Consider the following 26,396-nt stretch of genomic DNA (forward strand, 5'->3'; position numbering starts at 1 on the left):
TAAAAGCATTGTAAATTCAGTAGCATGAATCTTGTTGTGTTGGTACCTAATTGGTATCCATATCATACAAAACCCCCTCCTCAGAACTAGTAACAAAGGGTGTCGGAATTTTCATAAACTCACCTCGAATCAGAATTTTCTCATTCGAACTCGTAATATTTTAATCTAATGTAAATGGTATGTACAAAGTGGATGTTCGTAATTAACAGTGGATACGTTGCAATTAGATTCAATCTGTTCAAGAGGTCCCACTTTGAATGCTTCATATTTTAATGCTAGTTCAAATGGCTTTGTTTTTAAGCTTGCTACATTCATCCTATTTGCTGGTTCTTTATTTTGCAGTCAACAGGGCAAAGCTGAGCAAACAGGCTGGTTTTTATCAGGACAAATAGGTTCAGCTTCAACAGACCTCAGCAAAAAAAAACTAACGTCATCATTAATTGAACAAGGAGCCTTAATTAACTCTGTGTCGATTAAGGACTCAGATACAGGTTATCAAGCTGCAATTGGTTATAAATTCAATTCGTTCTACTCACTGCAAGTTGGTTATGTAGATTTTGGCGAAAGACATTTCAGCTTTACTGGTGAAGTCACCGACATAGACAGCTTACACAGTACCATGGAACAAATTTACCCAGAATCAGCAAAGGGGCCGCAAATATCACTTTTAGCATCGTGGCCTGTTACCAAAGAGATATCACTGACTGGTAAGTTGGGGTATTTAGATTGGCAACAAGATTACCAATACCAAATAGACTCTTCACAGCTATTTAATGCAAAACGAAGTGGCAACAGTGTCACCTTTGGCATTGAAGCAAGTATTGCTGTTTTTAAAAGTACTCAAGTTTTTATTAGTTACGACCATGCAGCGCTGGATGCAACTGATGCTTCGATGCTCTCTATTGGCGCAAGATATTACTTCGACTAACTCATTATCGATGTGCGCAAGGGGCGTACATTTTAAATTATCTCAAGGAATAGCTGAGAACATGAGTAAATCACTCTTGATGATATTACTCGCAGCTTGAAGTTTCTACAGGAACACTACGTCATGCTATCAACAATTATTAAATACCTATACCTTATAGCGCTTATTGCGCCTATGTCTATATTGGCTATGCCAATAACAATCATTGCACCGAACGAAACTTTTACACTCGATGTTGAGCCAAGTGACAGCATTGATACGGTAAAAGGCCTTGTTGAGCAGCAGACGAGTATCGAGCAAGCTCGGCAAATTATCACCTTTAATGGTCAAACATTAGAAAATGGTCGGTCATTGTCTGATTATAATGTGCAAAAAAATTCAACACTAAATGTAACTAAATCGAATGCAGCACCTAGCTTTAGTGCTAATAGTCCTTGGCAGCAAGTAGGTTCAATTCCTTCGTCAGTGGGTGACTCGAAAAATTTAAATATTACTGTAGATAACAACAATATCCCTTACATTATTTTCAGAAATGGTCATCATCAGGCGGTTGTTTATAAGTTTAGCGATACAAACACGTGGGAATTAGTAGGAGGAAGTGCGCTTTCAACAGACTCAGCCTCTAACACCGATATAGCGTTTGATACGAATAACCATTTATACGCTGCATTCATTTCGGGCACGAGTGTTTCGAAGAAAGTTGTGGTTAAAGAGCTGGTAAATGGTAGTTGGAATGAACTTGGTTCTGATCAAATAACAGGCTCAAACCTAAATCATATTGACTTGAAAACAGATAAGAATGGCGTGCTATATCTTGCTTATGGTAATTCTTACTCTTATGTAAAAAAATGGGATGGCACGAACTGGGTTAGTGTAGGCTCTCAGGCTAGTGGTGGGCGTTCAGAAAGCCCTGAAATAGCATTTAACTCAAAGAATGAGTTACATATAGTATCTCGAATAACAGAGCGTATTCCTGCCTTTGTAGAAGTTAGAAAATTTGATGGTACCTATTGGAAAAGTCTAAGCTCAACAGGTTTAAGTGGTCTATCAGGTGGTTATCCTCAAATTGCATTTGATAGTCAAGACACCGCTTACGTCTCACTTATTAATTCAACGTCATATCAGGGCCCAGTTAAGGTACTTAAACTTGTCAATGATAGCTGGTCTGAAGTGGGGGATACCTCAACCTTTTCGGCAATTAGAATTTTGAATCTGTTAATAGATTCGAACGATAAACTTTTAATTGCGTTTAGTGAACAAGCGACTAACGGGAGAGGGCAATTATATATTTATGAAAGCAATAAATGGAGTTCGTTAGGTCAAGTTGCACCTGCAGACAAAGCGTTTTATTACGGTATTAAAATGAGAGCTGCACTCGATAGTGCTAATACGTTTTATGCAATTGATGCAATGACTGAGGTTGATTCTCCGTTCGTTGTTAAAAAAACATATTCTGCTTTTGAAAACTACAATAAAAATATTTCAGAAGGCGCTACAGGCGAAACCTTACTTAATAATGTGAGTATTGCAGATCCTGATAATGATGAGGTCACATTAACTGTAACACTCTCAGATACACAGTTTGGCTCGTTGTCTGGCACAGCAAGCGGTTCAGCATCAATTAGTTATGATGAAGCTACGGGTATCTTAACACTCTCTGGAAATCTAACTGATGTTAATGCGTCAATTGCAAGTATTGTATTTAATGGTTCTACAAATGAAGCTGGGAATTTTACAATTAGCTTTTCTGTAACCGATGGTACGGCCTCAAGTTCAATTATCGTTGGCAACTACTCTGTTAAAGAAATTAATGACCCACCTTCAGTTAGTATAAATACAGGACTTTCAATTAATGAAGGCGATTCAAAAGTTATTACTAATAGTCTGTTAGCGGCAAACGATAGTGATGACTCTGGTACAGGACTTACTTATACACTTAAATCAGTACCTACTAATGGCAGCTTGTTTGTCGATGCCAATGATAATGGTAGTTTAGACTCAGGTGAAAAGCTTGCTGTGAATGGCACGTTTACCCAGCAAACACTTGATGATTCAAAGCTTTATTATAAGCACAATGGCACTGAAACAAACTCTGATAGCTTTACATTTGATCTTGCAGATGGCGGTGAAGATGGTGTTGAAGCTGTTACAAATCAAAATTTTACTATTACTGTTTCATTAACGAATGATGCGCCAGTGATGGTCACTAAACCAAAATGGGGTTTTGCGGGTAATACAGGTTTTTCTATAGCGGCTTCCTTTTATGTTAGCCTTGAGTTAGATAGTCATGACATTCCCTATGTGGTTTTTTCAGACAAGTTCAATAACAGAAACGTATTATCAGGAATTAAATTAGAGGGTGATTCTTGGCAATATGTAGGGCCTGAACGTTTCCATACTGGAATTACTAGTGGATTAAAAATGGCGATAGACAGTCACAATGTCCCGCATATTATCTTTAGTGATATATCACTTGGTGGTAAAGCCGTCGTCCAAAAGTTTATCAACGGAAGTTGGCAAACCATAGGTGGGGCACCAGTCAATTTAGGCGAAGTGGCTTATACATCAATCGCAATTGATAGTGCAGACAACTTATATGTTGCTTATCAAGATAGTAGTTATTTTAACAAAGCAATTGTTAAAAAGTGGGATGGTACAAATTGGCTGACTGTCGGTGGAACGAATGTTACGCCTAGCGATGCAAGGTTTATCTCACTTGCATTTGATGACAGTGACACACTTTTCCTTGCATATGTTGATAAAAGAAACGACAAGTGGTTCGGCAATGTTAAAAAATTTGTGAATGATAGTTGGGTGCCTGTTGGTCCTGTCGATTCCCTTGAAAATGTCTATAGCTCTAACTTTGCTTTAAATAATAATACGCCTTACTTTGTAAATGCTAATTCGTCTGAAATTTTTGTAAGAAAATTCGATGGCACAGATTGGGTTTTAGTAGGAGAACAAGGTTTTTCTGCAGAAAATAAATATACACCCGATATTGAGTTTGATAGTAACAATAGGCCTCATGTCGCTTATACGAATAGAACTTATACGAATGGAACTGAGGGCTTTGAGGTGAGGGTGACGAGTTTTGATGGCACAAGCTGGCATACAGTATCTCCCCTAGGTGTAAGATCAGGTAAAGCTTATCAGTATGGATTCGCGATTGCGAGTGACGACAGCTTGTACATTTCTTTTAATGATTCTGCTGATGATTATAAGGCTTCGGTTTTGAAATCCAGCCGAGCAGTATTTGATAGTTATGCGCTTTCTGTTGCAGAAGACAGTGACGCAAGCTTACTATTTGATAATTATCAAATCACCGATGAAGAAGGTGATGATGTTACCCTGACAATTACACTTGCAAATAACACATCTGGCTTGCTAGCAGGCACAGCAAGTGGCAGTGCTGTCGTTAAGTACGATAATGAAAGTGCTACATTAACACTTAGTGGATCGTTAACAGATGTCACCGCTTCGCTAGCAAGTTTATCATTTAAACCAGCGGCTAATTTCTCGGGCTCACTGGGTATTACATTTAACTTAACGGATGGCAGCAGTAGTATACCGCCAGTGAATGGCACTATTACAGTTACTAGCGTAAATGATGTGCCCCGTATCACATCTTCAGCTCCGGTTTGGGCAACTGAAGACACTGAATATTTATACTCAGTTAAGGCAAGTGATGCGGATATAGGTGATACCCTCACATTTAGTGCCATTGGTTTACCTAGCTGGCTAACAATTGATTCAAAAACTGGCGTTTTATCAGGCACACCAACAAATGATGATGTTGGCACGCGTTATATTGCCGTTGTTGTAACAGATGCTTTAAATGCATCGGACAGACAGGATTTTGTTATTAATGTTGCTAATGTAAATGATAAACCCGTTATTACGTCATCCCCTGTTACAGTAGCACTTGAAGATGCACAATACAGTTATACTGTGACAGCGTCAGATGTTGATGCTGGTGATAGTCTTTCTTACACTGTGTCTTCTGCTCAGGGCCTGCCTAGCTGGTTAAGCTATGATCCTGTTACACGCACCCTAACCGGCATTCCTACTAATGATGATGTAGGGACATATAACATTACCGTTGTTGTTACTGATACTAGCTCTGAAGAAGCCAGACAATTATTTACACTGACTGTTACAAACGTAAATGACGCGCCAGTTATTTCGTCAACACCTATTACAACTGCGACTGAGGACAGCGTTTATAACTATACTGTTAGTGCAACGGATGTAGACAAAGGCGATACACTGACATATTCAGCTAAGACTCTTCCTAGTTGGTTAAGCTTAAATGCTGCGACAGGTTTAGTGTCTGGTACGCCGAGCAATGATGATGTTGGCACGCATACGGTTAGTTTAACGGTTACTGATAGTGCAAAAGAAACAGATTCTCAAATGTTTTCTATCACCGTTGAAAATGTAAATGACGCCCCTGTATTTTCATCTACGCCTATTACAACTGCGACTGAAGATGAGTTATACAGTTATATCGTTTCTGCAACTGATGTGGATGCTGATGATAGTCTTTCTTATACTGCCCTTGGTATACCTAGCTGGTTAACCTTTGACGATACTACGCTTACCTTAAGCGGCACACCTACTAATGATGATGTCGGCACGTATAACATTACGCTTGTTGTCACTGATGCAAGTAAAGAGGAAGCGAGACAGATATTTACGCTAACTGTTACTAATGTGAATGATGTACCAGATGTTCATGATGACACAGCAAGCGTTGATGAAGATAACAGTGTTGCTATTAATATTTTAGAAAACGATTCAGATGTTGATAATGATTTAAATCCAGCCAGTGTTAGAGTGATAACAGCGCCGGCGCTTGGTAAAACGAGCTTAAATACTGCGAATGGGGTTATTACCTATACGCCGAATGAAAATGTTAATGGCTCTGATTCTTTCACTTATACCGTCGATGACTTAGAAAATGGGCGCTCAGCTATTGCAACAGTGTCAATTACCATCAATCCGGTTAATGATGCACCAATTGCTAAGATTGATACGGCCATAACTGAAGAAGACATGGCAATTGAAATCGATGTCGCTCTAAACGATTCTGATATTGATGAAGGAGATTCACTTGATTTATCTCGTTTAGAGGTCGTCACTGCGCCAGAAAACGGTAAAGCGAGTGTACAAAACGAGCGTATTCTCTATACCCCAAACGCGGATTTTAATGGCAGTGATACATTTACATACCGTGTGGCTGATAAAGTTGGAGCTATGTCTAATCAAGCGAGCGTGATAGTCACAGTCGGTGAAGTAAATGATGCTCCAATAGCAGCGAACGATGTAGGCGAGCTTGATGAAGATACCTCAATTGAGTTATCAATTTTAGACAATGACCTTGATGTTGATAGCGATTTAACAATTGATAATGTGACTATTACCCAAGCACCAGCAAACGGCATAGTTAGCGTTAATAGCGCATTAGGAACCATTAGTTATAAACCAAACGCTGATTTCTTTGGCAGCGATAGCTTTAGTTATAGCGTCAAAGATGATCAGTCATTAATTTCAAATATCGCCGTTGTGAAATTAACTATAAATAGTGTGAATGATGCACCAGAGGCGAACAATGATGTTGCTCAATTACTCGAAGATACAGCCCATAGCATTAATGTACTAGGTAACGACTTAGATGTAGATGGTTCGCTTGATAAAACAAGCCTTGAGGTTGTTACTGAGCCAGAGTTCGGTAGTACGCAAATTGTAAACGGTATGATCAGCTACACACCTAATGCCAATAGCAATGGCGAGGATACGTTTACCTATCGGGTAAAAGATGATCTAGGTGAATGGTCAAACGCAGCGCGCGTGTCATTAACGGTCACACCTGTAAATGATGCACCGTTAGCTAACAATGATACTGTGCAAATAAATGAAGATGAATCAATAGTGATAAATGTGATTATCAATGATGATGACGTAGATGGCAGCATTGATGTTTCTTCACTGCAAATCGTGAATTCTCCTTCTTTCGGGCAGGTTGTGAACAATGCAGATGGTACGTTTGCTTATACACCTACTAGTAACTATGTAGGAATCGATTCATTCAGTTATACCCTTTTTGATAACGAAGGTGCTAAATCCAATATTGCTTCAGTGACTATTACCATCTTGTCTGTAAATGATGCGCCTGTTATTGAATCGGCAGCATTAACTTCTGCGACACAAGATGAGTTTTATAGTTATACATTAGTTATCAATGATGTAGACAGTGCTGATAGCTATAAATTGAGCGCCCCAGAACTGCCAGGTTGGCTTAATTTTAATCTTGCAACAGGTGAGCTAAGTGGTACACCCACTAATGATGATGTGGGCACTCATGCTGTTACTTTATTAGTAACTGATGCCGAAGGGTTAACTGATACACAAACCTTTGTTATCACAGTTGCCGATGTTAACGATGAAGCAACCGGTGGTATTAGTATCAGTGGCGAGGCTAAACAAGGCCAAACCCTGCGTGTTGAGTCAACCATTGAAGACCCTGATGGCGTGGGTGAATTTACTTATCAATGGATGCGCAATGGGGTATTAATTTCAGGTGCAACACTATCGGAGTACATGCTAACCGATGCTGATATCGGCGCGACGATAACGGTTGTAGTAACCTATGTTGATGGCAACGGTAATACTGAGACCTTTACATCGGGTGCAACCAGCCCTGTTATTATTGCAAACACTGCGCCTGTGGCTAACGGTGAACAACTTAGCACAAATGAAGACGAGAGCATCACCTTTACACTCAGTTATTTTGATCAAAATGGCGATGATCTGACATTCAACCTAGTGACACCGGTTAGTAATGGTACGTTAACGATGGATGCTAATAGTTTCACTTACCAGCCTAATGCTGACTTTTACGGTACTGACAGTTTTAGTTATCAAGTATCAGATGGAAAAGTGAGTTCAGAGCTTGCCACCGTTACTATCATAGTGAATCCAGTAAGTGATGCACCTATCTCTGTGCCGGATAGCTTTACGATTAATACTGACTTAAATGAGTTTGTGATTTTAGACGTGCTGGCAAATGATCGTGATGCAGATGGCGATGAGTTAACTATTCTCAATGCTATAGCCAGTGCAGGTGTTGTCCGGATTGTTGATAATAAGCTTGAGTATCTCGCACCTGTTGGAATGACTGGTGAAGTTGTAATCACTTATCAAATTAGAGATAGCAGTGGTGAAATAACCGAAGTGACTTTAGTTGTTTCGTTAGTCTCAACATCACAGAACATTACAATTACAGCGCCAGATGACAGAACAATTGCATCTGAGGGGTTATTCACAAAAGTAAACATGGGAACGGCGATTGCACTTGATTCTTTAGGTAACCCAGTGCGAGTAACAGCTAGCTCTAAAGGATTTTTTGCATCAGGTACCCATACCGTTGTGTGGACTGCTGGTGAAGGCAGTGACCAAGTCTCGGCAACACAGCTGATCCATGTTGTACCCCAAGTCAACTTTAGTAAAGACCAAACAGCTACAGAAGGGACAACAGTGACGATTAAAGCCATTCTCAATGGTGATGCAGTAAGTTACCCTGTTATTGTTCCATACTCAGTGTCAGGCGATGCAACACAAGGGCTTGATCATGATTTAGTCGATGGAGAGTTTGTCTTTAACGAAGGACAGCGAGAGGCGCAACTTATTGTAAATTTAGCACAAGATGAGTTTGAAGAAGGCAGCGAAACAGTCGTAGTTAGCCTGTCTGATCCACAAAGTGCTGTAATTGGTCCTTTAGGTACACATACATTGACTATTGCAGAGGGTAATGTCGCACCAAGCGTACAATTATTTGCAAGTCAAAACGGCCTTACTACACGAATAATAGATAAGCATGCTGGTGAAGTGACGATTAGTGCATTAGTGATCGATGCAAACTTAGCTGATACCCATACTTATGATTGGAGTGTGTCGAGCGACAGTATTATAGATATCGATCAGATTGACGATCAATTTAGCTTTGACCCTAGCAATGTGGAAAATGGTACTTATCAATTTACAATTGTTGCCAGTGATGGTGATAAAACAGGCTCAATGAAATTAGAATTAACAATTTTAGAGTCTGCACCTTTACTCACTTCAGAAGATACCGATTTTGACGGTATTAGTGATCTACAAGAAGGTTATGGTGACAGTGATAATGACGGTATTCCTGATTATATCGATTCAGTCTCTTTGGCGAAAAATGTGTTGCAAGAGAAGTTCAATGAAAGTGAGTTTTTCTTAATGGAAACAGAGCCAGGCTTGCAGCTTAGCCTAGGACATGTTGCCTTTGTTGCACATGGTACGCAAACGGGAATTACTGGAGAAGAAGTTGAGCAATTCGCAAGTAACAGTCAAAACAACGTTGTTGATGCAAGCTTTAACTATGAAAATGGTGTATTTGACTTCAATGTGACTGATATACCAGTGCCAGGGCAATCTGTGAGTATTGTTATGGCGCAATTTTCTCCGGTTCCGAGCAATGCGGTTTATCGCAAGTTGATGCCTACAGGTTGGACTGAGTTTGTCGTAGATAGTAAGAATAGTATCGCTTCAGCACCGGGTGTTGAGGGGTTCTGCCCACCACCTCGTGATGCACAATATGAAGAAGGCTTAAAAGAAGGCTACTGGTGTGTGCAATTGACTATCGAAGATGGTGGTCCTAATGATGCGGATGGACTAGTCAATCGTGCAATCGAAGACCCAAGTGGTTTAGCAACGTTAGCCGGCACAAATACTAAACCTGATGCGCAAAACGATACTGTTGTGGTTAAACGTAATACAGCTGCTTATCTTGATGTGTTATCAAATGATAGTGATGCTGATGGCGACTCATTGACCTTAACATCTGCCTCAGTTGATATTGGCCAAGTTAGTATTGCTAATAATCAATTGTATTTCACTCCACAAGCAGAGCATCTAGGAACGGCAAGCATTACCTATGCAATCTCTGATGGTCAAGGTGGTTCAAGCTACGCTAAGGTAAATGTTGATGTTGTTGAAAATAAAGCACCAAGTATTTCTCTCATCGTGGATGTGAGCACTGAGGATCAAAACCCAGTAACTGTAGACGTTTTAGCAAATGTGTCAGATGAAGATAATAATTCATTCATTATTATTTTCGCATCGGCAAATAATGGTACGGTCATTATCAATGCTGATAACACCTTAACCTATACACCAAACGTTGGTTTTGAAGGGATCGATACGGTGACATTTACAGTATCAGACGGTGATGGTGGTACTGTTGAGGGGCAATTTAATGTTTTAGTGAACTCTAAAAAACGGGTAACTGTTGAGAGTAAAACACGTGGAGGTTCATTGCCTCTAGGTTTAATTGTTTATCTCTTCTTCTATACGCTTTATAGACGTTACTCGCAAAAAGTACGCCGTTAAAAAATAAAAAAGCCAAGCATTAGCTTGGCTTTTTTCATCTCTTTGATGAGATTAAGGTTGATAGTAAATCGGTGATTCAGGGCCAACAGGGAAGCCCAGTACAAATACCCATAAGTAGAATAACGCCACCCAACCAACAAAGAAGATCATACTGTATGGAAGCATGGTCGCAACCAATGTACCAATACCCATGTCTTTCTTATACTTAGTTGCAACAGCCAGTATCAAGCCAAAATAGCTCATCATTGGTGTAATAAGGTTAGTAACCGAGTCACCAATTCGATACGCCGCTTGAATAGTTTCTGGCGCGTAGCCAATTAGCATTAACATTGGCACGAAGATAGGTGCAGTTACAGCCCACTGCGCTGAAGAAGATCCCAAACTTAAGTTTACCAATGCACACATTAAAATGAATAGCACGAATACTTCTGGACCTGTTAGGTTTAGAGCTTGTAACAGAGCAGCGCCGTTAATCGCTAAAATTGTGCCTAGGTTAGTCCATTTAAAAAAGGCAACGAACTGCGCGGCAAAGAAAACCAGCACAATGTACATCCCCATCGAGCTCATGCTTTTACTCATGGCATCAATGACATCTTTATCGTTTTTCATAGTGCCAACAACACGGCCGTAAACAAAACCCGGAATACCGAAAGTAACAAAGATGAATACCACAATGCCTTTTAAAAATGGTGAGTGTGCAACAAGGCCTGTTTCTGGATTACGCAAAATGCCGTCTTCAGGAACAATTGTCCAAGCAAGTAATAATGATACCACTAACAGTGACACACCCGCCCACTTAAGGCCTGACTTTTCTTTATCGGTTAAACCTGCAATGTCATTTTTAGGTAAATCATTGCTTGCTTCATCTGGGTTGTATTTGCCAAGGCGTGGCTCAACGATTTTCTCGGTAACGAACGTGCCTAAAATGGCAATTAAAAATACTGAGATCATCATGAAATACCAGTTTGCTTCAGCGCCAACTTGGTAATTTGGATCAATCATTTGTGCTGCAGGTGTAGTAATACCAGCAAGAAGAGGGTCAATGGTGCCTAGCAATAGGTTGGCACTGTAACCACCTGAAACACCTGCAAATGCTGCAGCAAGGCCCGCAAGTGGGTGGCGACCAAGGCTGTGGAATATCATGGCTGCTAGTGGAATCAGTACGACATAACCAAGCTCTGATGCTGTATTTGATAAAATCGCAGCAAATACCACCATGAAAGTAACTAGGCGTTTAGATGCGCCCATTACCATGCCTCGCATAGCTGCAGAAAGTAAACCTGAGTGCTCTGCAACACTCACACCTAATAAAGCAACCAGTACTGTACCGAGTGGTGCAAAGCTCGTGAAGTTTGTAACAAGGCCAGTGACGATACGCTGCAGGCCTTCGGCACTGAGCAGGCTGACAACTTCAATAACACCATCGGGGTCGCGTCCAGCAGCGCCTTCTGGGCGTGGGTCGATGGCACTTAAACCATACCAATCGGCAATGCCACTAAATACGATAATGGCAACACAAAACATTGCAAATAATGTGATCGGGTGGGGGAGCATATTACCCAAAAATTCAACGGTGGCTAAAAATCGGTTAAACAACCCATTATTGCCACCCTCATGGGTGTTGTGAGAGTTTATAGTTTTTGACATGTCCAGTTCTCGTTATTTCAAAATGGCGCTAACCTAACATTTTTTACCGGACAGATCATGTTTTAGCGGTGGGAAATCTAATAGGTACGTTCCAATACGCCCTTATATAGCAAGGGATAGCGGCGCAAACGCTTACCAATGTAATCATCGGCTAGAATTTGCGCACAGATTTGCTCTACATCATTCGTTGCTTCAAACACCCAATCAAAACGCTCAATAGCAAGTAAAAAACCTCGTTTAAGAAACTGTTGCTCACGATAGTAGCTAAGATTGTCGCGAATAATATCTAGCTTACTTGGGTCATTTTTTAATTCATTAATAACCTGATTGATAAATGCAACTTGCTGCTTGGATTCAGCTTTTACCCGTCGTTTCATTACTTATTTATAGTTCCTGCTCTGCGATATAAAGCACTTTCTTCATAAAGTCTTCTTTGTTTTTTTCGTGTTGATAGTCTAGGTGATAGGTATTATGAAAACCAAAGCGTAGTAATACACCACTGCCTTTTAGATAGACTGTATATCCATCGATATCAGAAAAAGCGCAAATACCTTCGTAAAGCTTTCCATCTTCATGGTCTTCACCGTGTTGAATGATTTTTTCATACACAGAAAGAATTAATTTACCGTCTAGTTCATTTTTCATGATGACTCCTTTTTAGTGTAGTACGTTTCAGATCTATAAAAAGTTTAGTGCTATTTTTAATGTTTTGAGTGTTTCTATGGCTTAGTTTGCGATAAATCATTAAATCTGCATTTAGCCAGCAGATGTCGAAAATTTACAATATTTTGTCTTACCTTAAACTTAAAATTGGTTTTATTTGAGGGACGCACAATGAGTTATAAATTAATACTACTGATACTACTAACAGGCTTGTTGCTTGTAAGCCAAAGCATATCAGCAAATACAGCCCCCCTTGTTTTAGAAAATGAAACAGGGAAAATAGTCAAACTTGAAAGCTACTTAGGCAAAAAACCAGTTTACTTAAAGTTTTGGGCTACTTGGTGCAAGCCATGTATGGAGCAGATGCCGCATTTTCAGCATGCTTACAAACAGTATGGCGATAAAATTCAATTTGTAGCAATTAATATCGACCTCAATGATGATGCACACGCTGTTGCTAAGGTTAAAGAGCGTTTTTCACTTAGCATGCCATTATTTACCGATCATACAGGCCGGGTTGCTAAACATTATGAATTTATGGGCACCCCTTTTCATGTGTTAATTGATAGCGATGAAAAGGTTATTTTTCAAGGCCACGAAGCTGATAAGCCGCTTGATAACACGTTACGCTTGTTGTCACACAATGGTAAAGTTGAAAAAGCGCGATTACTAGGTGAAAAGCAAGGTAAAGCGGCTCCTTTGGTTATTCCGAATAAAGGCAAAAAAGCAGTGCTATTCACCGCAACATGGTGCGACTGGTACTTAGCTGACACTCGTCCTGCAATGGCAAAGCAGTGTGAATTAGCGCAGCAACATGTTAATCAGTTGGCAAAGCAAGGAATTGATGTCGAGGTTAAAGTGAGCCAGTTATGGACAGATCAAAGTGCAGTGCAAGAATATGTTGATAAATTCTCTGTAACCATGCCAGTTTCAATCGATTATGGAAATGAGTTATTTATCGAAAATGGCATTAATTCGGTACCAAGTTTACTTCTTTACAACGATGGAAAATTAGTCTCAACACAGGCTAAATTTTAATAAAAACCGTGTGATTTTGCTTTGTAATTATGCAAATTTAGCCTATGCTCAAGGCTCATTACACAGTGAGCCTAGAGCATGATAGATAAGGCATTATTAGCAAAAACACGCGAGTTATCTGACCGATTAATCGCACTGCAAACACCCATTCGTATCCTTGATGCGATCAACTGGGATAAACAAATCAAAGAAGAGTTTTTTAAGCATAAATGCCAGAAAAACCCAACAGTTGATCAAGCCTATTACCAACAGCGTGACCTTGGTTTTGTACCAAGCGAACTGCGCCGTGCGTTTTCTGATTTAAATCGCGATATCATCAGCCAATTAGGGCAACTAAACCCTATTGCGCAATACATGAGCAAGATGTGTACTGAATATAAAACCGTACTTAGTATGATTGAGTATCGTGGTACCCCTGAATTTCATGATCTGTCTGTAGAGCTTTTTGGTCACCCTAAAGATTTATTTCATGCTGGAGAGCCTTCACTTTCAGAGCTTGCAACTATGCTTGAGCAGCCACTAAAGAGTATGCTTGATGCCGATATCTTGCCTGATGATCCAAAAAATATCGATGCAGAAGATGCGGTGAAAATTCTGGCAGCTCAAGTGTCTCAAACGATGCCAGGCATTGATGTAGAGGTCATTCTGAGTGATGGTATCGTCAGTGATGCCGCAGCGGGTGCAAATAATATTAAACTTAATCAAGATGTTAAGTTCTCTCAGCGTGAGCTTGATATTCTTGAAGTGCATGAAGGCTGGATCCATGTGGGTACGACGCAAAACGGTCTTGCTCAGCCATATTTAACTTGTTTAAGTAAAGGCACACCGAGCTCCACGGTCACCCAAGAAGGCCTTGCGGTGTTGACCGAAATTATTACCTTAAAGTCGACGCCACGACGTTTAGCAAAGTTAGTTAATCGTATTCAAGGTATTACCAAGGTCATTGATGGCGCTGAGTTCGTTGATATTTATCGTGACTATGTAGCGCAAGGTTTGAGTAAAGACGATAGCTATACACTCACACAACGAGTGTTTAGAGGAAGTACAGCAACAGGTTTACCTTTTACCAAAGATATCGCTTATATCAAAGGTTTTGTGTTGGTGTATAACCTTATCCGAGTTGCCATTCAGTTAGGTCGAATTGATCAATTGCACTTGTTATTGGTCGGTAAAATCTCAATTGATGATTTCAGACTGATATCACAATTGCATGATCTAGGTGTAATTGAAGACCCTAAATTTATTCCACCACACTTTAAAGACTTACGAGGCCTAGCAACTTGGCTAAGCTTTGGACGTTTTATTGGCAACTTGTCGTTTGAACAATTAGAAAACGACTACAAACCACTCTTTATTTAAGACCAACCCGCAATAAGACTTAATTAAGCGAATTGGTATAAAAAAATGCAGCTGGAATGAGCAGCTGCATTTTAAGAGTTAAAGCATGTTGCCTTACATGCTTTTAGTCGAGGAAACGATTAACCGGTGAGTGCGTCAACCTGCACTACATCATTCAGTACGATAACTTCTGCACGTTTGAAGAAGTTAAAATCTGTTGCGGTTGCTAATGTGTAAGCACCCATCATACGGCTGATGATTAAATCACCATTGTTTAATTTTGGTAGCATGATTGACTCACTTACTACGTCGATGCTATCGCAAGTTGGACCTGCTAATACTGACTCTACGCGATCGTTTGATTGCTTTAACGAGCCTATAGGGTATGAGGCTTCATCGAACAATAAACCACTAAATGAGCCGTAAATACCATCATCCAAGTAATACCAAGGTTTGCCATCACGTACCGCTTGACCCATTACCGATGCAACACTGGTTACAGCACTAGCAACAATAAAACGACCCGGTTCAGCAATCACGCGCACTGTCTCGGGTAACTGCGCTAAGGCATCATTGATCGGCGCACAAAATTCATCAATTGGCAGCACGTCTTTGTGATATGGCACTGGGAAACCACCGCCGATATCAAGCGTGCTAAGCGCAGGTAATCCTAATGCGGCTACATCGTTAATCACTTGGTTACATGCAGCAATGGCAGTTACATATTTAGTTGGACTCGCTGTTTGTGAACCAACATGGAACGACAGCCCTTTGATACGAATACCTAATTGTTGCGCGTAGCTAATGATTTCAATGGCCATTGCTGGGCTACAACCAAATTTTTTCGATAAATCAGCGAATGCTTCCGCATTACGAAAACTTAAGCGAACAAGTAACTCCACGTGGTCTTTGTATGCAATGAACTTTTCTAATTCATTGATGTTATCAACCACAAACACATTACAACCGTATTCAAGTGCATCACGGATATCACGATCACGTTTGATAGGGTGCGTGTGAATAGTACGGTCACTTGGTACGCCTTGGCAGGCTACTAGGTCTACTTCACCGCTGGTTGCTAAATCAAAGCTGGCACCTTCTTCTAAAAGCGTACGAACAACCGCAGGATGAGGCAGTGGCTTTAATGCAAAGTGTAAAACAACACCTGGTAACGCACGGCTTAATGCACGGTATTGATGACGAACAGATTCACAATCTAGCACCATTAATGGCGCGCCATGTTGTGCAACAAGTTGCTCAATAAATTGGTTTGATGGTTGTGCAATTGATTCATTTGCAGCAACCGACGCTGCAGGTACTTTGATTGTTAAGTCTTGTGTAAGGGTTGAAATAGCCATTTTACTCTCCGGCAATTAAGCAACTGCCCGGAAAAAAATGGAAGTCCGAGTCAGTTGAGTGTTATTAAGCGCACAGTATGTTCTGTGCAATCAAATACACTCTTGGATAGTTGCTCTATCGCCTTGCTACAAACAGTGTTTGTAATGTACTCGGATTGGCTATCATCAAGAAGCGGCGTGATAATAGATCTGCTTTTTTATTTGCGCAATAAAAAATTTCAAAAACAGAAATATATTTTTAACCTGTTGATTTTTAATTGATTATAACGATTTGAATTTTTGATACTCTAGAGAAGCAGATTTTATTAAACGAAAAAAAATCCCCAAAAAAGGGATTTTTTAATTATTGGTTTAGCTAACAAGCCGTTACTTATCGAGCATTGGTGCTCTCAAAAATTTTGTCGGCAGATGCTGCTACAAAGCCTGTGTAAAGCTCGCCATCTGGTTTTGCATAACGTAGTGCGAACTCATAAAAACAGCTTGGTACTGCCATTTTGCCATCGCTGAATTCCACTTCGCTGTCATCAGCAAGCGTTGAAGACTGCTCAAGCAATACCTCAGGAGAACCTTTGATTTCGCCGCCTGATGTATTCAATGCAAACCCAGCATCTTTAAGTGCTTGGTTAACACTTTCGATATCATCAAACTTAGCCAGTTCGTTGATGCTCACGGTAAAGTGATTCGCGCGGTAACCCCACGCTGACATCCACGCTGCATATTCGCTTTCTGCTAACAGCTTTTTGTAAGTGTCTGAACTTACTTGCCAGTGCGTTCCAGAGTAAAGGAAGTTATCAGCTGTTACTGCACTTTCGTCAATCTGATCAACCATGTCGTTCACAATAGCTTGTAATTCTTCTGAGCATTGCTCAACAAGTAATTCAGAGATAAAAACTTTAGGTTGTTTAGGATCTGAATGTTCAAAATGCTTAGCGTATAGTTTTTTCGCTTCGAAATGATACTCGCCGCATTCTTTGTAGCCAACAGCTAAAAAGTGCGCGGCTAGTTTTTCTAAACCGATTTTTTCATGGTTAAAAGTACGTAAAGCGATGTGATCGTTAATCACGTCATCTTTTTGTGTAGAGCCTAGTAGCTCGTGTACTTTTACCGCCGAAGGCGTAACTGATAAATAGTTTTCCCATAGATTTTCAAATAGGGCGTTTACATCTGTGTGCATGTTTAATTCCTTCAATTAAGGCGGCAAGGCCGCCAATCAATTATTCAATAATTAAGCCCGGCGCAAGGGTCTGTGGTAAGTTAACTTTATCGGCTTCAACAGAAGCAACAGGGTATGCACAGTAGTCAGCAGCATAATACGCGCTTGCTCTGTGGTTACCACTGGCACCAATACCACCAAACGGTGCAGCGCTTGATGCGCCTGTAATTGGTCGGTTCCAGTTAACGATACCGGCACGAATACGTTTTAAGAAATGCTGGTAGTCGTTGCTATCATCACTTAATAAACCTGCAGATAAACCAAACGAGGTGTTATTTGCTTCATTAATCGCGCTATCAAAATCTGTATAACGATATACCTTGATAAGAGGACCAAAATGCTCTTCATCTGGCATATCTTTGACAGCAGTAACATCAATAATACCTGGGCTTACAAAACCTGTGCCCGGCTCGAGATGCTTAAGCTCAACAAGAGAGGTCGCTCCCATATCAAGTAACTGCTGCTGAGCTGCAACCATACCTAGTGCTGCTTTTTCGCTGATCATTGCACCCATAAATGGTTGATCCTCGCTGAAGCTGTCTGCCACTTTGATGTTTTTTGTTGCAGCAATTAATTTTTCTAAAATTGCATCACCATTTGCTGAGTTCTCAATAAATAAACGACGAGAACAGGTACAACGTTGGCCTGACGTAATGAAACCAGACTGAATAATGTCGTGAACAGCGGCACTTACATCTGCGACATCTTTTACGATCAGTGGGTTATTACCACCCATTTCCAGCGCTAAAATTTTACCTGGGTGACCTGCAAATTGCTTATGTAATAGGTGACCTGTATTTGAGCTACCCGTAAAGAATAAGCCATCAATATCTTGGTGAGATGCAAGAGCAATACCTGTGTCTACTTCACCTTGAACAAGGTTAATGACACCGGCTGGTAAGCCTGCTTTTAGCCAAAGCTTTAAAGTGAACTCAGCAACATGAGGCGTCAGTTCTGATGGCTTAAATACAACTGTATTACCCGCTAAAATAGCAGGAACAATGTGGCCATTTGGTAAATGACCTGGGAAGTTGTATGGGCCAAACACCGCAACAACACCATGTGGCTTGTGACGAATAAACGCTTTAGCACCCGGCATTGGGTTTTCTGTCGTACCCGTGCGCTCATGGTATGCCTTAATAGAGATAGCAATCTTACCCGTCATTGCACCTACTTCAGTACGTGTTTCCCAAAGTGGTTTTCCTGTTTCACGGGCGATAATAGTCGCAAACTCTTCGCTGTTTTCTTTAAGCTCGGCTGCGAAGTTTTCAAGAATAACAATACGATCTTCAAGGCTCATATCAGCCCAGCCAAGCTGCGCATTGCGGGCTGCTTTAATTGCATCAGCTACTTGTTCAGCGGTGGCGGTTTTACCTTGCCAAACAACCTCGCCATTACTCGGGTTGATTGAACTAAAATCATGACCAAGGCCAGCTTGCCATTGGTTATCTATAAGTTGAGTTGTTACACTCATTTTAAACTCCTTAAGTGGTTACAGACGGAAGAACCGTGCTGCATCCCCTTGTTTTAATTTAAGTGCTTCTGCCACTTCTTGGCTGACGATTAAGGTGTGCTTAGCGTGATTGTAATGAGCATGTTTAGTAAAAGTGGCTCTAAAGTCATTCACGCCTTGATTACAAATTGCCAGTGTGTCTGAGCATTTCTCATTGATATGATCAAGTTCACCTATAGTAATAGGGCATACTTGTGACTCTCGAACACTGCGAATATTACCAAGTTTTGCCTCTACAGTTGGTCCTGCATCGAATAGGTCGACGTAACCACGATGCTCAAACCCCTCTTTTTCTAAAAGTTTCAGTGCAGGTTTGGTTTTTTCATGAACTTGACCAATGACAGCTTGTGCTTTTTTGCTAAGCAGGTTGGCATAGATAGGGTACTTAGGCATTAATTCACTGATAAACACTTTATCGCCTAGGCCAACTAAGTGATCAGCTTGTGGAAATTCAATGCTAAAAAAGTGTTCTTGTAGCCATTGCCAAAAAGGTGAGTGACCGTCTTCATCACTAACACCTCGCATTTCTGCAATGATGGTATCGGCAAAACGCTCACTATGTTGCGCCATAAACAAAAAACGCGAACGTGATAAAAAGCGACCAGTTAAGCCTTTTCTGTTTTGCTCACGCAAAAACAATGTACAAATCTCAGAGCAACCGGTGTAATCATTACACATGCTCAAGATATCGACAGTATTATAAACATTTAGTGTAGGGGAGTGATGAACGGTTTTTCCTAAGTGATAATGGTACAAAGGAACCGACATACCCACAGCGGCTTCGATAGCTGTTGTGCCAATAACGTCACCGGTCTTGCTGTCTTCTAGTACAAATAAGTAGGTTTCGTCTTGTGGTTTATTTATATCTTTAGCAAAACTGCGTTCTGCGCGTTCGATTTTTTGTTGTAATAAATTATCATCGACTGGCAGTGAGGTAAAACCATGGCCTGACTCGATAGCAATTTGTTTCAACGCAGCAAAATCATTTGCTGTGATAGGACGTAATACTTGCATTAATTGCACTCCAATGGCGCACACTTAAAAGCATGCGCCAACTAGAATTAACCGTTTACAACGTCTGCAACCGCTTTTTCAAAGCGAGCTAAACCTTCTTTGATATCTTCAAGTGGGATCACTAAAGATGGCGTAAAGCGCACAACGTTTGTACCAGCAACAAGGCTCATTAAGCCATGCTTTGTGCTTGCAACTAGGAAATCACGAGCACGGCCTTCAAATTTACTATTTAGAGCTGCGCCTAATAAAAGACCTTTACCACGAACTTCACTAAATACATCATATTTGTTGTTGATTGCCGTTAAGCCTTCACGGAAAAGCTGTTCACGCTCTTTCACACCAGCAAGTACTTCTGCTGTATTTACGGTATCAAAAGCAGCTTCTGCTACAGCACATGCAAGTGGATTACCACCGTAAGTAGAGCCATGTGTACCAACTTTTAGATGCTCTGCAATACTGGCTGTTGTAATCATCGCACCAATTGGGAAGCCACCGCCTAATGCTTTAGCTGTTGTAAGAATATCTGGAGTTACATTAGTACCTTGGTATGCGTATAAATCGCCTGTACGACCAACACCTGTTTGTACTTCATCAAAAATAAGTAAAGCATTGTGTTTATCACATAATGCACGTACACCTTCGATAAACTCGCTTGTAGGTGAAATAATACCGCCTTCACCTTGCAGAGGTTCCATCATCACTGCACATGTATTGTCACTGATAAGTGCTTCAAAAGCAGCTAAATCGTTATAATCACAGTGATCGATTGCAGCTGGCTTAGGACCAAAACCATCTGAGTAAGCGGCTTGACCACCTACAGTAACGGTAAAGAATGTACGACCGTGGAAGCCTTTGTTGAACGCGATGATTTGATTTTTTTGCTCGCCGTGTACATCTAATGCCCAGCGACGCGCTAATTTTAATGCTGCTTCGTTAGCCTCTGCGCCTGAGTTTGCAAAGTACACTTTATCTGCAAACGTTGCGTCTGTTAATTTTTTAGCTAAGCGCAGTGCAGGCTCGTTGGTCATTACGTTTGATAAGTGCCAAATTTTTTCGCCTTGCTCTTTCAGCGCATTGACAAGAGCTGGATGACAATGACCTAAACAGTTAACGGCAATACCACCTGCAAAATCGATAAATTCTTTACCGTCTTGATCCCAAACACGCGAGCCTTGACCTTTTACAGGGATCACTTCTGATGGGTTGTAGTTTGGTACCATTACGTCGTTAAAAAGTTCTCTTGTTACTTGCATTTGTTGCACCTAAATCTGGCTTAGTATGAAAAAAGTATATTGCGAAAATTAGATCAGTTAAGCCGTTCCTGCCTAATTAAGCACGATGAGATTATTTTTCTTATCTATTTTTCTTATTATCTTGGTTAGGAACTTAAATTTGCAGTGCTATTTTGTGAAAAATGACTAAAATAAAAAGCAAATTAACGATGGAAGTGAACAAAGTGATAACTCCTCAAGATGAAAAGCTCTTATCTATCTTAAGAACTAATGCCCGCGCTAGTATTTCAGACTTAGCTAGAGCGCTTAATCTCTCTCGCTCAACAGTACAAAGTCGTATGTTAAAACTAGAAGAGTCAGGTGTAATAAAAGGCTACAGCGTTGATTATGGAGATGCCTACTTGAACCAAATGGTGTCAGCGCATGTTTCAATCAAGGTTAAACAGAAACTCACAACTAAAACTAACATAGAGCTAAAGCAGATTGATGCTATTTCACAGCTCTATGCAATTAGCGGTGAATTTGATTTGATTGCTGTTGTACAAGCCCAAAACCTTGAAAAGCTGAGCCATCTTTTAGATGACATTGGTAACTTAGATGGTGTTGAGCGTACGACCTCGTCGGTGATTTTAGAGACAAAATTTAAGCGTTAATTGTTTAGCAAGTCAAAATGCGCTTATTGTCTATAATAAAATTAATTTATTAGTTGTTTAGGCTGATATTAATGCTTGCTTCTTTTTTGCTTTCTCTCACTGTGGCTCAACCGCTTCAGATAGGAACGAATCTGCCAATTAACGTACCTCATAATGCAATAAGTCATGTTGAATGTATATTTAAGCAAATCAATGTGCCATTTAAGTTACATAAGCTACCTTGGCTCAGAGCTAAAAGGGAAGTGCAGTTAAATCGGCTCGATGGTTACTTTACCGCAAACCTGTTATCGCAAATGCAAGAGTATGGTGAACTTTCTGCACCTATGTTTTTAGAAAACTGGTACTGGTTTACCCATGCAGATTCAGCGACGATTGCTGAAGAAGACCTTCGTTATGGGGTTGTTAGGGGAAGCCATCAGGCTGACTGGTATCAACTAAGCAATAAAAATATTGAAGTAGAAGTTAACACCACACATGAACTACTGAAAGTATTTAAAAAGCAGCGTATAGACAGAATTTTGCTTGATTTAGAAGAATTTGAATACAACGCTGTGCAACTGCAAATAAAACCTGACGAGTACGCGCAGGCATTTTACCGCTATGTTCCACTTGGCTTATTTGCGGCAAATAAAACGCTCAAGGAGTTTCCTGAGTTTTTAAACATATTTAATAGCTACATAAGTAGCTGTTCACAAAACCCCTTCATATTGTCAAAAATTGAAAAACTAACATTAGTGAAAGTGCTCCTAGAAAAAATACAGCATTTAGCAAGCTCAGAACAGGTGCAACAAGCGGTAATAAAAAGTAATGAAGAGCCAATTGAAATCAAACAGTTAGAGCAGATTGATCAGCAGTGGGCTAAGCAAGTTATTGACAATAAACCAATACTTGCAGAGCGCTTTCTCAAACTTGAGGGTTCACAATTCTTACAAGTGTGGCAAAAGCAAATGCAAGGCCTAATTACAGAAATAATCGTCACCGATAAACAAGGCAAGAATGTCATAATCAGTGAAGTCACAACCGATTATTGGCAGGGTGATGAAGCTAAGTTTTTAAATATGTATTTGCAAGATGATGACTACTACATTGACACGGTTGAGTTTGATGAGTCGACTAAGCACTTTCAGGTGCAGTTTAGTGTACCCATATTGGATGATGAAAATCAGCACATTGGTGTGCTGATTTTGGGAATCGATATTGAAAAGGCACTTTCAAATAAAGTAAGTAGCCCTTAGTGATTAGGTTTAGGCGCTTTTCGGATGACTTTTTTCTCAACCTTATCAAGTTCAATCACATAAGCCTGCCACCAATACCTTTAAATTCTTCATCAGTGAAAACAATCGTATTGTCATCATAAAAAGTAATCGCTTCTTTTTGGGTCACGATACCTAAATCTATAAGCGAAACGTCGCCAGAGAAAAACTTATCACCTTGAAAATTCTCAAATAGCCAGATGCTAGTTGAATCTAACAGTACTAACTTGGAGCGGTCTGGGCTAAGTGCTGCAGAAGTGATCCAACAGAGTTTTTCCATGGTGGTGCAGGTTTTAAATGAGTCAATTAGCTCTGCATCAAAATTAGCGGCATGATCGCCTACTTTATATACTTTGGTGATACCATCAAATGGTTCTGTTCTGTTTTTAGTGAATAAATAGAGGTGACGACCGAGAGCTACAAACGCTTCCAAATCAAAGTTTCTTTGATCTGGAGTAATGGGGTTACCATCCATTTCTGGATAGGTGAACTTGATAATTTCGGCTTCAGTGGTGTCGCCTTTGATATCAATAGGGTTTTCGATTTTATAAATGGTTAACCACTTTCTATCATTGTTATTATTGCCGAAGTCGCCTAAAAAAAAATGACCAAATTTATTTTGTGTCATATCTTCCCAATCAATGTTTTTGGCATTTGTCACTAAGATTTCTTTAGCAATAGAGCCATCTTTATTGAGCCGATAGAGCTTCGGTTGGTCACCACTGTCGTTAATAGCCCATAGCCGTTTATATTTATCAAATTCAATTCCTGAAATTTCTTTCACTTTAGGGTCAACAGTTAAACGCTTTTTACTGTAAAGCGTGTAAATTGAAGAGGCTACAAAAATTCCCATCAACGTGATGGAAAACAGTAATATAGATAATAGGCTTTTTTTTAACATTTAAGGCACATATTTGGAAAAGTACACGCTATTATAGTCATAACGATAATTACTGTATATTCCAAACACCAGTGCCTGTTACAGACATAAAGTTTAAGTTGTCTTGTAAAACTTTATGGCCTACATAAACGGATGATTCAGGGTGGCTAACTAAATAGCCTTGCACACTTCTTATGCCCAGCGATTTGACAAGCTCAAACTGGCTGTGATCTTCAACACCTTCAGCAACAATTTTTAATCCAAGTTTTTGCCCTAATTCACTCAACGTATGTAATATCTGGTTATATTTAGGATTTTGATCAGCCTGTGAGACAAACATTCTATCGAGTTTAATAACATCAATTGGTAATTCAGCCAATGTACTCAATGAGCTAAATCCTGTACCAAAATCGTCAATTGCAATAGTGACGCCTTCTTCACGCAAGCGCTCTAGAGAATGAATGATTTTATTACTAGCTTTTATCAGCGTAGACTCTGTGATTTCAAGCATCAGTGCTGTTGCTGGTAGACCTGTTTTAGCTAGTTTTTCTGTGATGAATTTATAAATATCAAGATGCTTTAATTGCACACCAGAGATATTTACTGAAATTTTAACCTTCTTTAAGCCTGCGTTATGCCATGCTGACATTTGTCGACACGATTCAAGCATTATCCAATCACCCAAATCTAAGATTAGGTTTGATTCTTCAGCGATTGGTATAAATTCGTCAGGAGCAATAGAGCCCTCAGCTGGATGATCCCAACGGATCAGCGCTTCAAAGTAATCTATCGCGCAATCCTCAACATGTACGATGGGTTGAAAAGACAAATGAAAGCTTTCACTTGCGATTGCTAAACGCATTTCTTCAAGTAAATAGTGGTAACGGCGGATCTTTTTACCCATTTCGGGTGAATAAACTTTGAAAATACCGCGCCCATCTGTTTTAGCGCGGTACATAGCAACATCGGCCATCTGTAATAAAGATTGCGGTGTAGCCGCACTATCAGGGTAAACGGCAATACCAATACTTGCACTAATTTTTATTAACTTATTACCAAGAACAAAATCACGTTCAATCTCTCTCAACACATTTTGAGCAACTTCAACTGTTTTTTGTTGATCTAGTTGTTGGCTTATAAATATTGAAAACTCATCACCACCTAAACGAGCTAAGTTTTGTTCAAGCTGACTTTTAGGAGACAAATTTATTAATTTATGATGACGTAATACACTGCTTAAACGGGCTGCAACTTGAATGAGCACTTCATCCCCAAAGCTGTGCCCAAATGAGTCATTAACTTGCTTAAAGCCATCTAAATCTATGAATAATAAAGAACATCTGAGTTTGTTATTTTCGGCTATTTGTAATTGTTCTGCGAGGTATTCAATATAAGCATGGCGGTCGAGTAATAAGGTGAGTTTGTCTTGATGAATACTCACTTCAGATTCTCTCGTATAGGTCGTTATATGCGAGCTAAGTGCTTGAACATTTTTTTTAAGTTGAATAATAGGTTTAACTGTAGGCTCAGATGGCACATGGACAACATTTAAGTTTTCTAATAGCTCTGTCGTTTGCTTATTTAGCTCCTTTAACAAATACTTTTCACTACTTGATTGCTTTTTTCTTGTAACTACCAGGCTTATTGCTAATGCAAGCAGAAGAAAAACAATAATATTAACAGGTGATAAAAGTGTTAGTTTGATAAGTTTATTCGCCTCAATTGCATTTATTGCAACTGGGGTTGCTTGAATTACGACAAATTGAGAGTCATCAACGAGAAACGTTTTCTGACCATATAGTATCACATTGTACCAAGGCGATGGCTCAACATTTAACAACGCTCGCGGCGTTGTTTCCTAAAAGTTTGAACTATCTTGCCAGCCTGTGATCAGATCATCTATATCCTACTAGCCTGTGCAACAACAATGAGCAAAATCACAAACTGGTCTCACTATAATCAAGCCCTCGTTAACCGCGGTAATATTCGCTTCTGGTTTGACGAAAAAGCAACGCGTCATTGGTATAACGAATGTACTCACGGTGGGCGTGGCCGCTCTAATCATTTCTCTGATCTTGCTATTGAAACTTGCTTAACACTCAAAGCTGTCTTTGGCTTATCGTTCAGGGCACTACAAGGGTTCACACAATCGGTATTATCTTTGATGAAGCTTCCGCTTGAAGCCCCAACCTACAGTTGTCTGTGTAAGCGCAGTGCTGAGTTGAATATTAAATTTCGCAGTAAAG

The 26,396-nt window shown here is 40.1% G+C and carries 16 protein-coding genes and 1 pseudogene; 7 read left to right on the forward strand and 10 right to left on the reverse strand.

Translation table 11 applies throughout. The annotated features are described in order from the left end of the window. The first annotated feature begins 253 nt into the window (after positions 1–253). Positions 254–928 (forward strand): outer membrane beta-barrel protein, encoded by a 675-nt coding sequence (locus NH454_RS12830; RefSeq protein WP_253039284.1) that lies wholly within the window; start codon positions 254–256, stop codon positions 926–928. Between the two features lie 123 nt (positions 929–1,051). Beyond that, positions 1,052–10,348 (forward strand): Ig-like domain-containing protein, encoded by a 9,297-nt coding sequence (locus NH454_RS12835; RefSeq protein ID WP_253039285.1) that lies wholly within the window; start codon positions 1,052–1,054, stop codon positions 10,346–10,348. Between the two features lie 51 nt (positions 10,349–10,399). Here the strand turns inward: NH454_RS12835 and NH454_RS12840 are convergent, their stop codons facing one another. The 3 genes from NH454_RS12840 to NH454_RS12850 all read right to left on the reverse strand — a co-directional run bounded on the left by NH454_RS12840 (position 10,400) and on the right by NH454_RS12850 (position 12,640). After that, positions 10,400–11,995: an AbgT family transporter gene (locus NH454_RS12840; protein WP_135926342.1), complete on the reverse strand. Its 1,596-nt coding sequence runs from the start codon at positions 11,993–11,995 to the stop codon at positions 10,400–10,402. 77 nt (positions 11,996–12,072) lie between these two features. Beyond that, positions 12,073–12,372 carry a hypothetical protein gene (locus tag NH454_RS12845; RefSeq protein ID WP_138557731.1) on the reverse strand — a complete coding sequence of 100 codons (300 nt, stop codon included), beginning with the start codon at positions 12,370–12,372 and terminating at the stop codon, positions 12,073–12,075. 7 nt (positions 12,373–12,379) lie between these two features. Next, the gene (locus tag NH454_RS12850; RefSeq protein WP_135926344.1) at positions 12,380–12,640 is read right to left on the reverse strand and encodes a DUF3081 domain-containing protein; all 261 of its coding nucleotides are present in this window, start codon (positions 12,638–12,640) and stop codon (positions 12,380–12,382) included. Between the two features lie 189 nt (positions 12,641–12,829). Between NH454_RS12850 and NH454_RS12855 the strand changes: the two genes are divergently transcribed. Beyond that, the gene (locus NH454_RS12855; RefSeq protein WP_253039286.1) at positions 12,830–13,696 is read left to right on the forward strand and encodes a redoxin domain-containing protein; all 867 of its coding nucleotides are present in this window, start codon (positions 12,830–12,832) and stop codon (positions 13,694–13,696) included. Positions 13,697–13,774: 78 nt separating this feature from the next. Continuing rightward, positions 13,775–15,055 carry a flavohemoglobin expression-modulating QEGLA motif protein gene (locus NH454_RS12860; protein WP_135926346.1) on the forward strand — a complete coding sequence of 427 codons (1,281 nt, stop codon included), beginning with the start codon at positions 13,775–13,777 and terminating at the stop codon, positions 15,053–15,055. A 119-nt stretch (positions 15,056–15,174) separates the two neighbouring features. On the opposite strand, the gene NH454_RS12865 is transcribed toward NH454_RS12860, so the two are convergent. The 5 genes from NH454_RS12865 to NH454_RS12885 all read right to left on the reverse strand — a co-directional run bounded on the left by NH454_RS12865 (position 15,175) and on the right by NH454_RS12885 (position 21,385). Continuing rightward, a complete protein-coding gene (locus tag NH454_RS12865) occupies positions 15,175–16,392 on the reverse strand; it encodes a type III PLP-dependent enzyme (RefSeq protein ID WP_253039287.1) in 1,218 nt (405 codons plus the stop codon). Between the two features lie 370 nt (positions 16,393–16,762). After that, the gene (locus NH454_RS12870; protein WP_135926348.1) at positions 16,763–17,566 is read right to left on the reverse strand and encodes a DUF1338 domain-containing protein; all 804 of its coding nucleotides are present in this window, start codon (positions 17,564–17,566) and stop codon (positions 16,763–16,765) included. A gap of 40 nt (positions 17,567–17,606) precedes the next feature. Continuing rightward, on the reverse strand, positions 17,607–19,079 hold the full coding sequence (gene astD, locus NH454_RS12875; protein ID WP_253039288.1) for a succinylglutamate-semialdehyde dehydrogenase: 1,473 nt from the start codon (positions 19,077–19,079) through the stop codon (positions 17,607–17,609). A gap of 18 nt (positions 19,080–19,097) precedes the next feature. Next, complete coding sequence (astA, locus tag NH454_RS12880) at positions 19,098–20,132, reverse strand: arginine N-succinyltransferase (RefSeq protein ID WP_135926350.1); 1,035 nt, start codon at positions 20,130–20,132, stop codon at positions 19,098–19,100. Positions 20,133–20,179: 47 nt separating this feature from the next. Beyond that, positions 20,180–21,385, reverse strand: coding sequence for an aspartate aminotransferase family protein (locus NH454_RS12885; protein WP_135926351.1), 1,206 nt, complete (start codon positions 21,383–21,385; stop codon positions 20,180–20,182). 203 nt (positions 21,386–21,588) lie between these two features. On the opposite strand from NH454_RS12885, the gene NH454_RS12890 reads away from it, so the two are divergent. Together NH454_RS12890 and NH454_RS12895 are read left to right on the forward strand one after the other, a co-directional pair. Further along, positions 21,589–22,017: an Lrp/AsnC family transcriptional regulator gene (locus tag NH454_RS12890; RefSeq protein ID WP_135926352.1), complete on the forward strand. Its 429-nt coding sequence runs from the start codon at positions 21,589–21,591 to the stop codon at positions 22,015–22,017. Positions 22,018–22,088: 71 nt separating this feature from the next. Next, the gene (locus tag NH454_RS12895; protein ID WP_253039289.1) at positions 22,089–23,252 is read left to right on the forward strand and encodes a cellulose-binding family II protein; all 1,164 of its coding nucleotides are present in this window, start codon (positions 22,089–22,091) and stop codon (positions 23,250–23,252) included. On the opposite strand, the pseudogene NH454_RS12900 reads toward NH454_RS12895, so the two are convergent. Together NH454_RS12900 and NH454_RS12905 are read right to left on the reverse strand one after the other, a co-directional pair. Next, positions 23,249–24,171 (reverse strand): annotated as a pseudogene (locus NH454_RS12900) (hypothetical protein). The gene NH454_RS12895 and the pseudogene NH454_RS12900 overlap by 4 nt on opposite strands. Positions 24,172–24,220: 49 nt before the next feature. Beyond that, positions 24,221–25,957 carry an EAL domain-containing protein gene (locus NH454_RS12905; RefSeq protein WP_253039291.1) on the reverse strand — a complete coding sequence of 579 codons (1,737 nt, stop codon included), beginning with the start codon at positions 25,955–25,957 and terminating at the stop codon, positions 24,221–24,223. Between the two features lie 120 nt (positions 25,958–26,077). On the opposite strand from NH454_RS12905, the gene NH454_RS12910 reads away from it, so the two are divergent. Further along, positions 26,078–26,396, forward strand: a 319-nt coding sequence (locus NH454_RS12910; protein ID WP_253036278.1) for a transposase, incomplete at its 3' end; no start/stop codon positions are given.

The sequence above is a fragment of the Pseudoalteromonas sp. Ps84H-4 genome, from assembly GCF_024124645.1.
GTDB classification, from domain to species: Bacteria; Pseudomonadota; Gammaproteobacteria; order Enterobacterales; family Alteromonadaceae; genus Pseudoalteromonas; species Pseudoalteromonas lipolytica_C.

Bases quoted from the DNA above. Each gene is read 5' to 3' on its own strand.
- NH454_RS12835 (WP_253039285.1), top strand. From the start codon at position 1,052: ATGCTATCAACAATTATTAAATACCTATACCTTATAGCGCTTATTGCG.
- NH454_RS12840 (WP_135926342.1), bottom strand. From the start codon at position 11,995: ATGTCAAAAACTATAAACTCTCACAACACCCATGAGGGTGGCAATAAT.
- NH454_RS12845 (WP_138557731.1), bottom strand. From the start codon at position 12,372: ATGAAACGACGGGTAAAAGCTGAATCCAAGCAGCAAGTTGCATTTATC.
- NH454_RS12850 (WP_135926344.1), bottom strand. From the start codon at position 12,640: ATGAAAAATGAACTAGACGGTAAATTAATTCTTTCTGTGTATGAAAAA.
- NH454_RS12855 (WP_253039286.1), top strand. From the start codon at position 12,830: ATGAGTTATAAATTAATACTACTGATACTACTAACAGGCTTGTTGCTT.
- NH454_RS12860 (WP_135926346.1), top strand. From the start codon at position 13,775: ATGATAGATAAGGCATTATTAGCAAAAACACGCGAGTTATCTGACCGA.
- NH454_RS12865 (WP_253039287.1), bottom strand. From the start codon at position 16,392: ATGGCTATTTCAACCCTTACACAAGACTTAACAATCAAAGTACCTGCA.
- NH454_RS12870 (WP_135926348.1), bottom strand. From the start codon at position 17,566: ATGCACACAGATGTAAACGCCCTATTTGAAAATCTATGGGAAAACTAT.
- astD (WP_253039288.1), bottom strand. From the start codon at position 19,079: ATGAGTGTAACAACTCAACTTATAGATAACCAATGGCAAGCTGGCCTT.
- astA (WP_135926350.1), bottom strand. From the start codon at position 20,132: ATGCAAGTATTACGTCCTATCACAGCAAATGATTTTGCTGCGTTGAAA.
- NH454_RS12885 (WP_135926351.1), bottom strand. From the start codon at position 21,385: ATGCAAGTAACAAGAGAACTTTTTAACGACGTAATGGTACCAAACTAC.
- NH454_RS12895 (WP_253039289.1), top strand. From the start codon at position 22,089: ATGCTTGCTTCTTTTTTGCTTTCTCTCACTGTGGCTCAACCGCTTCAG.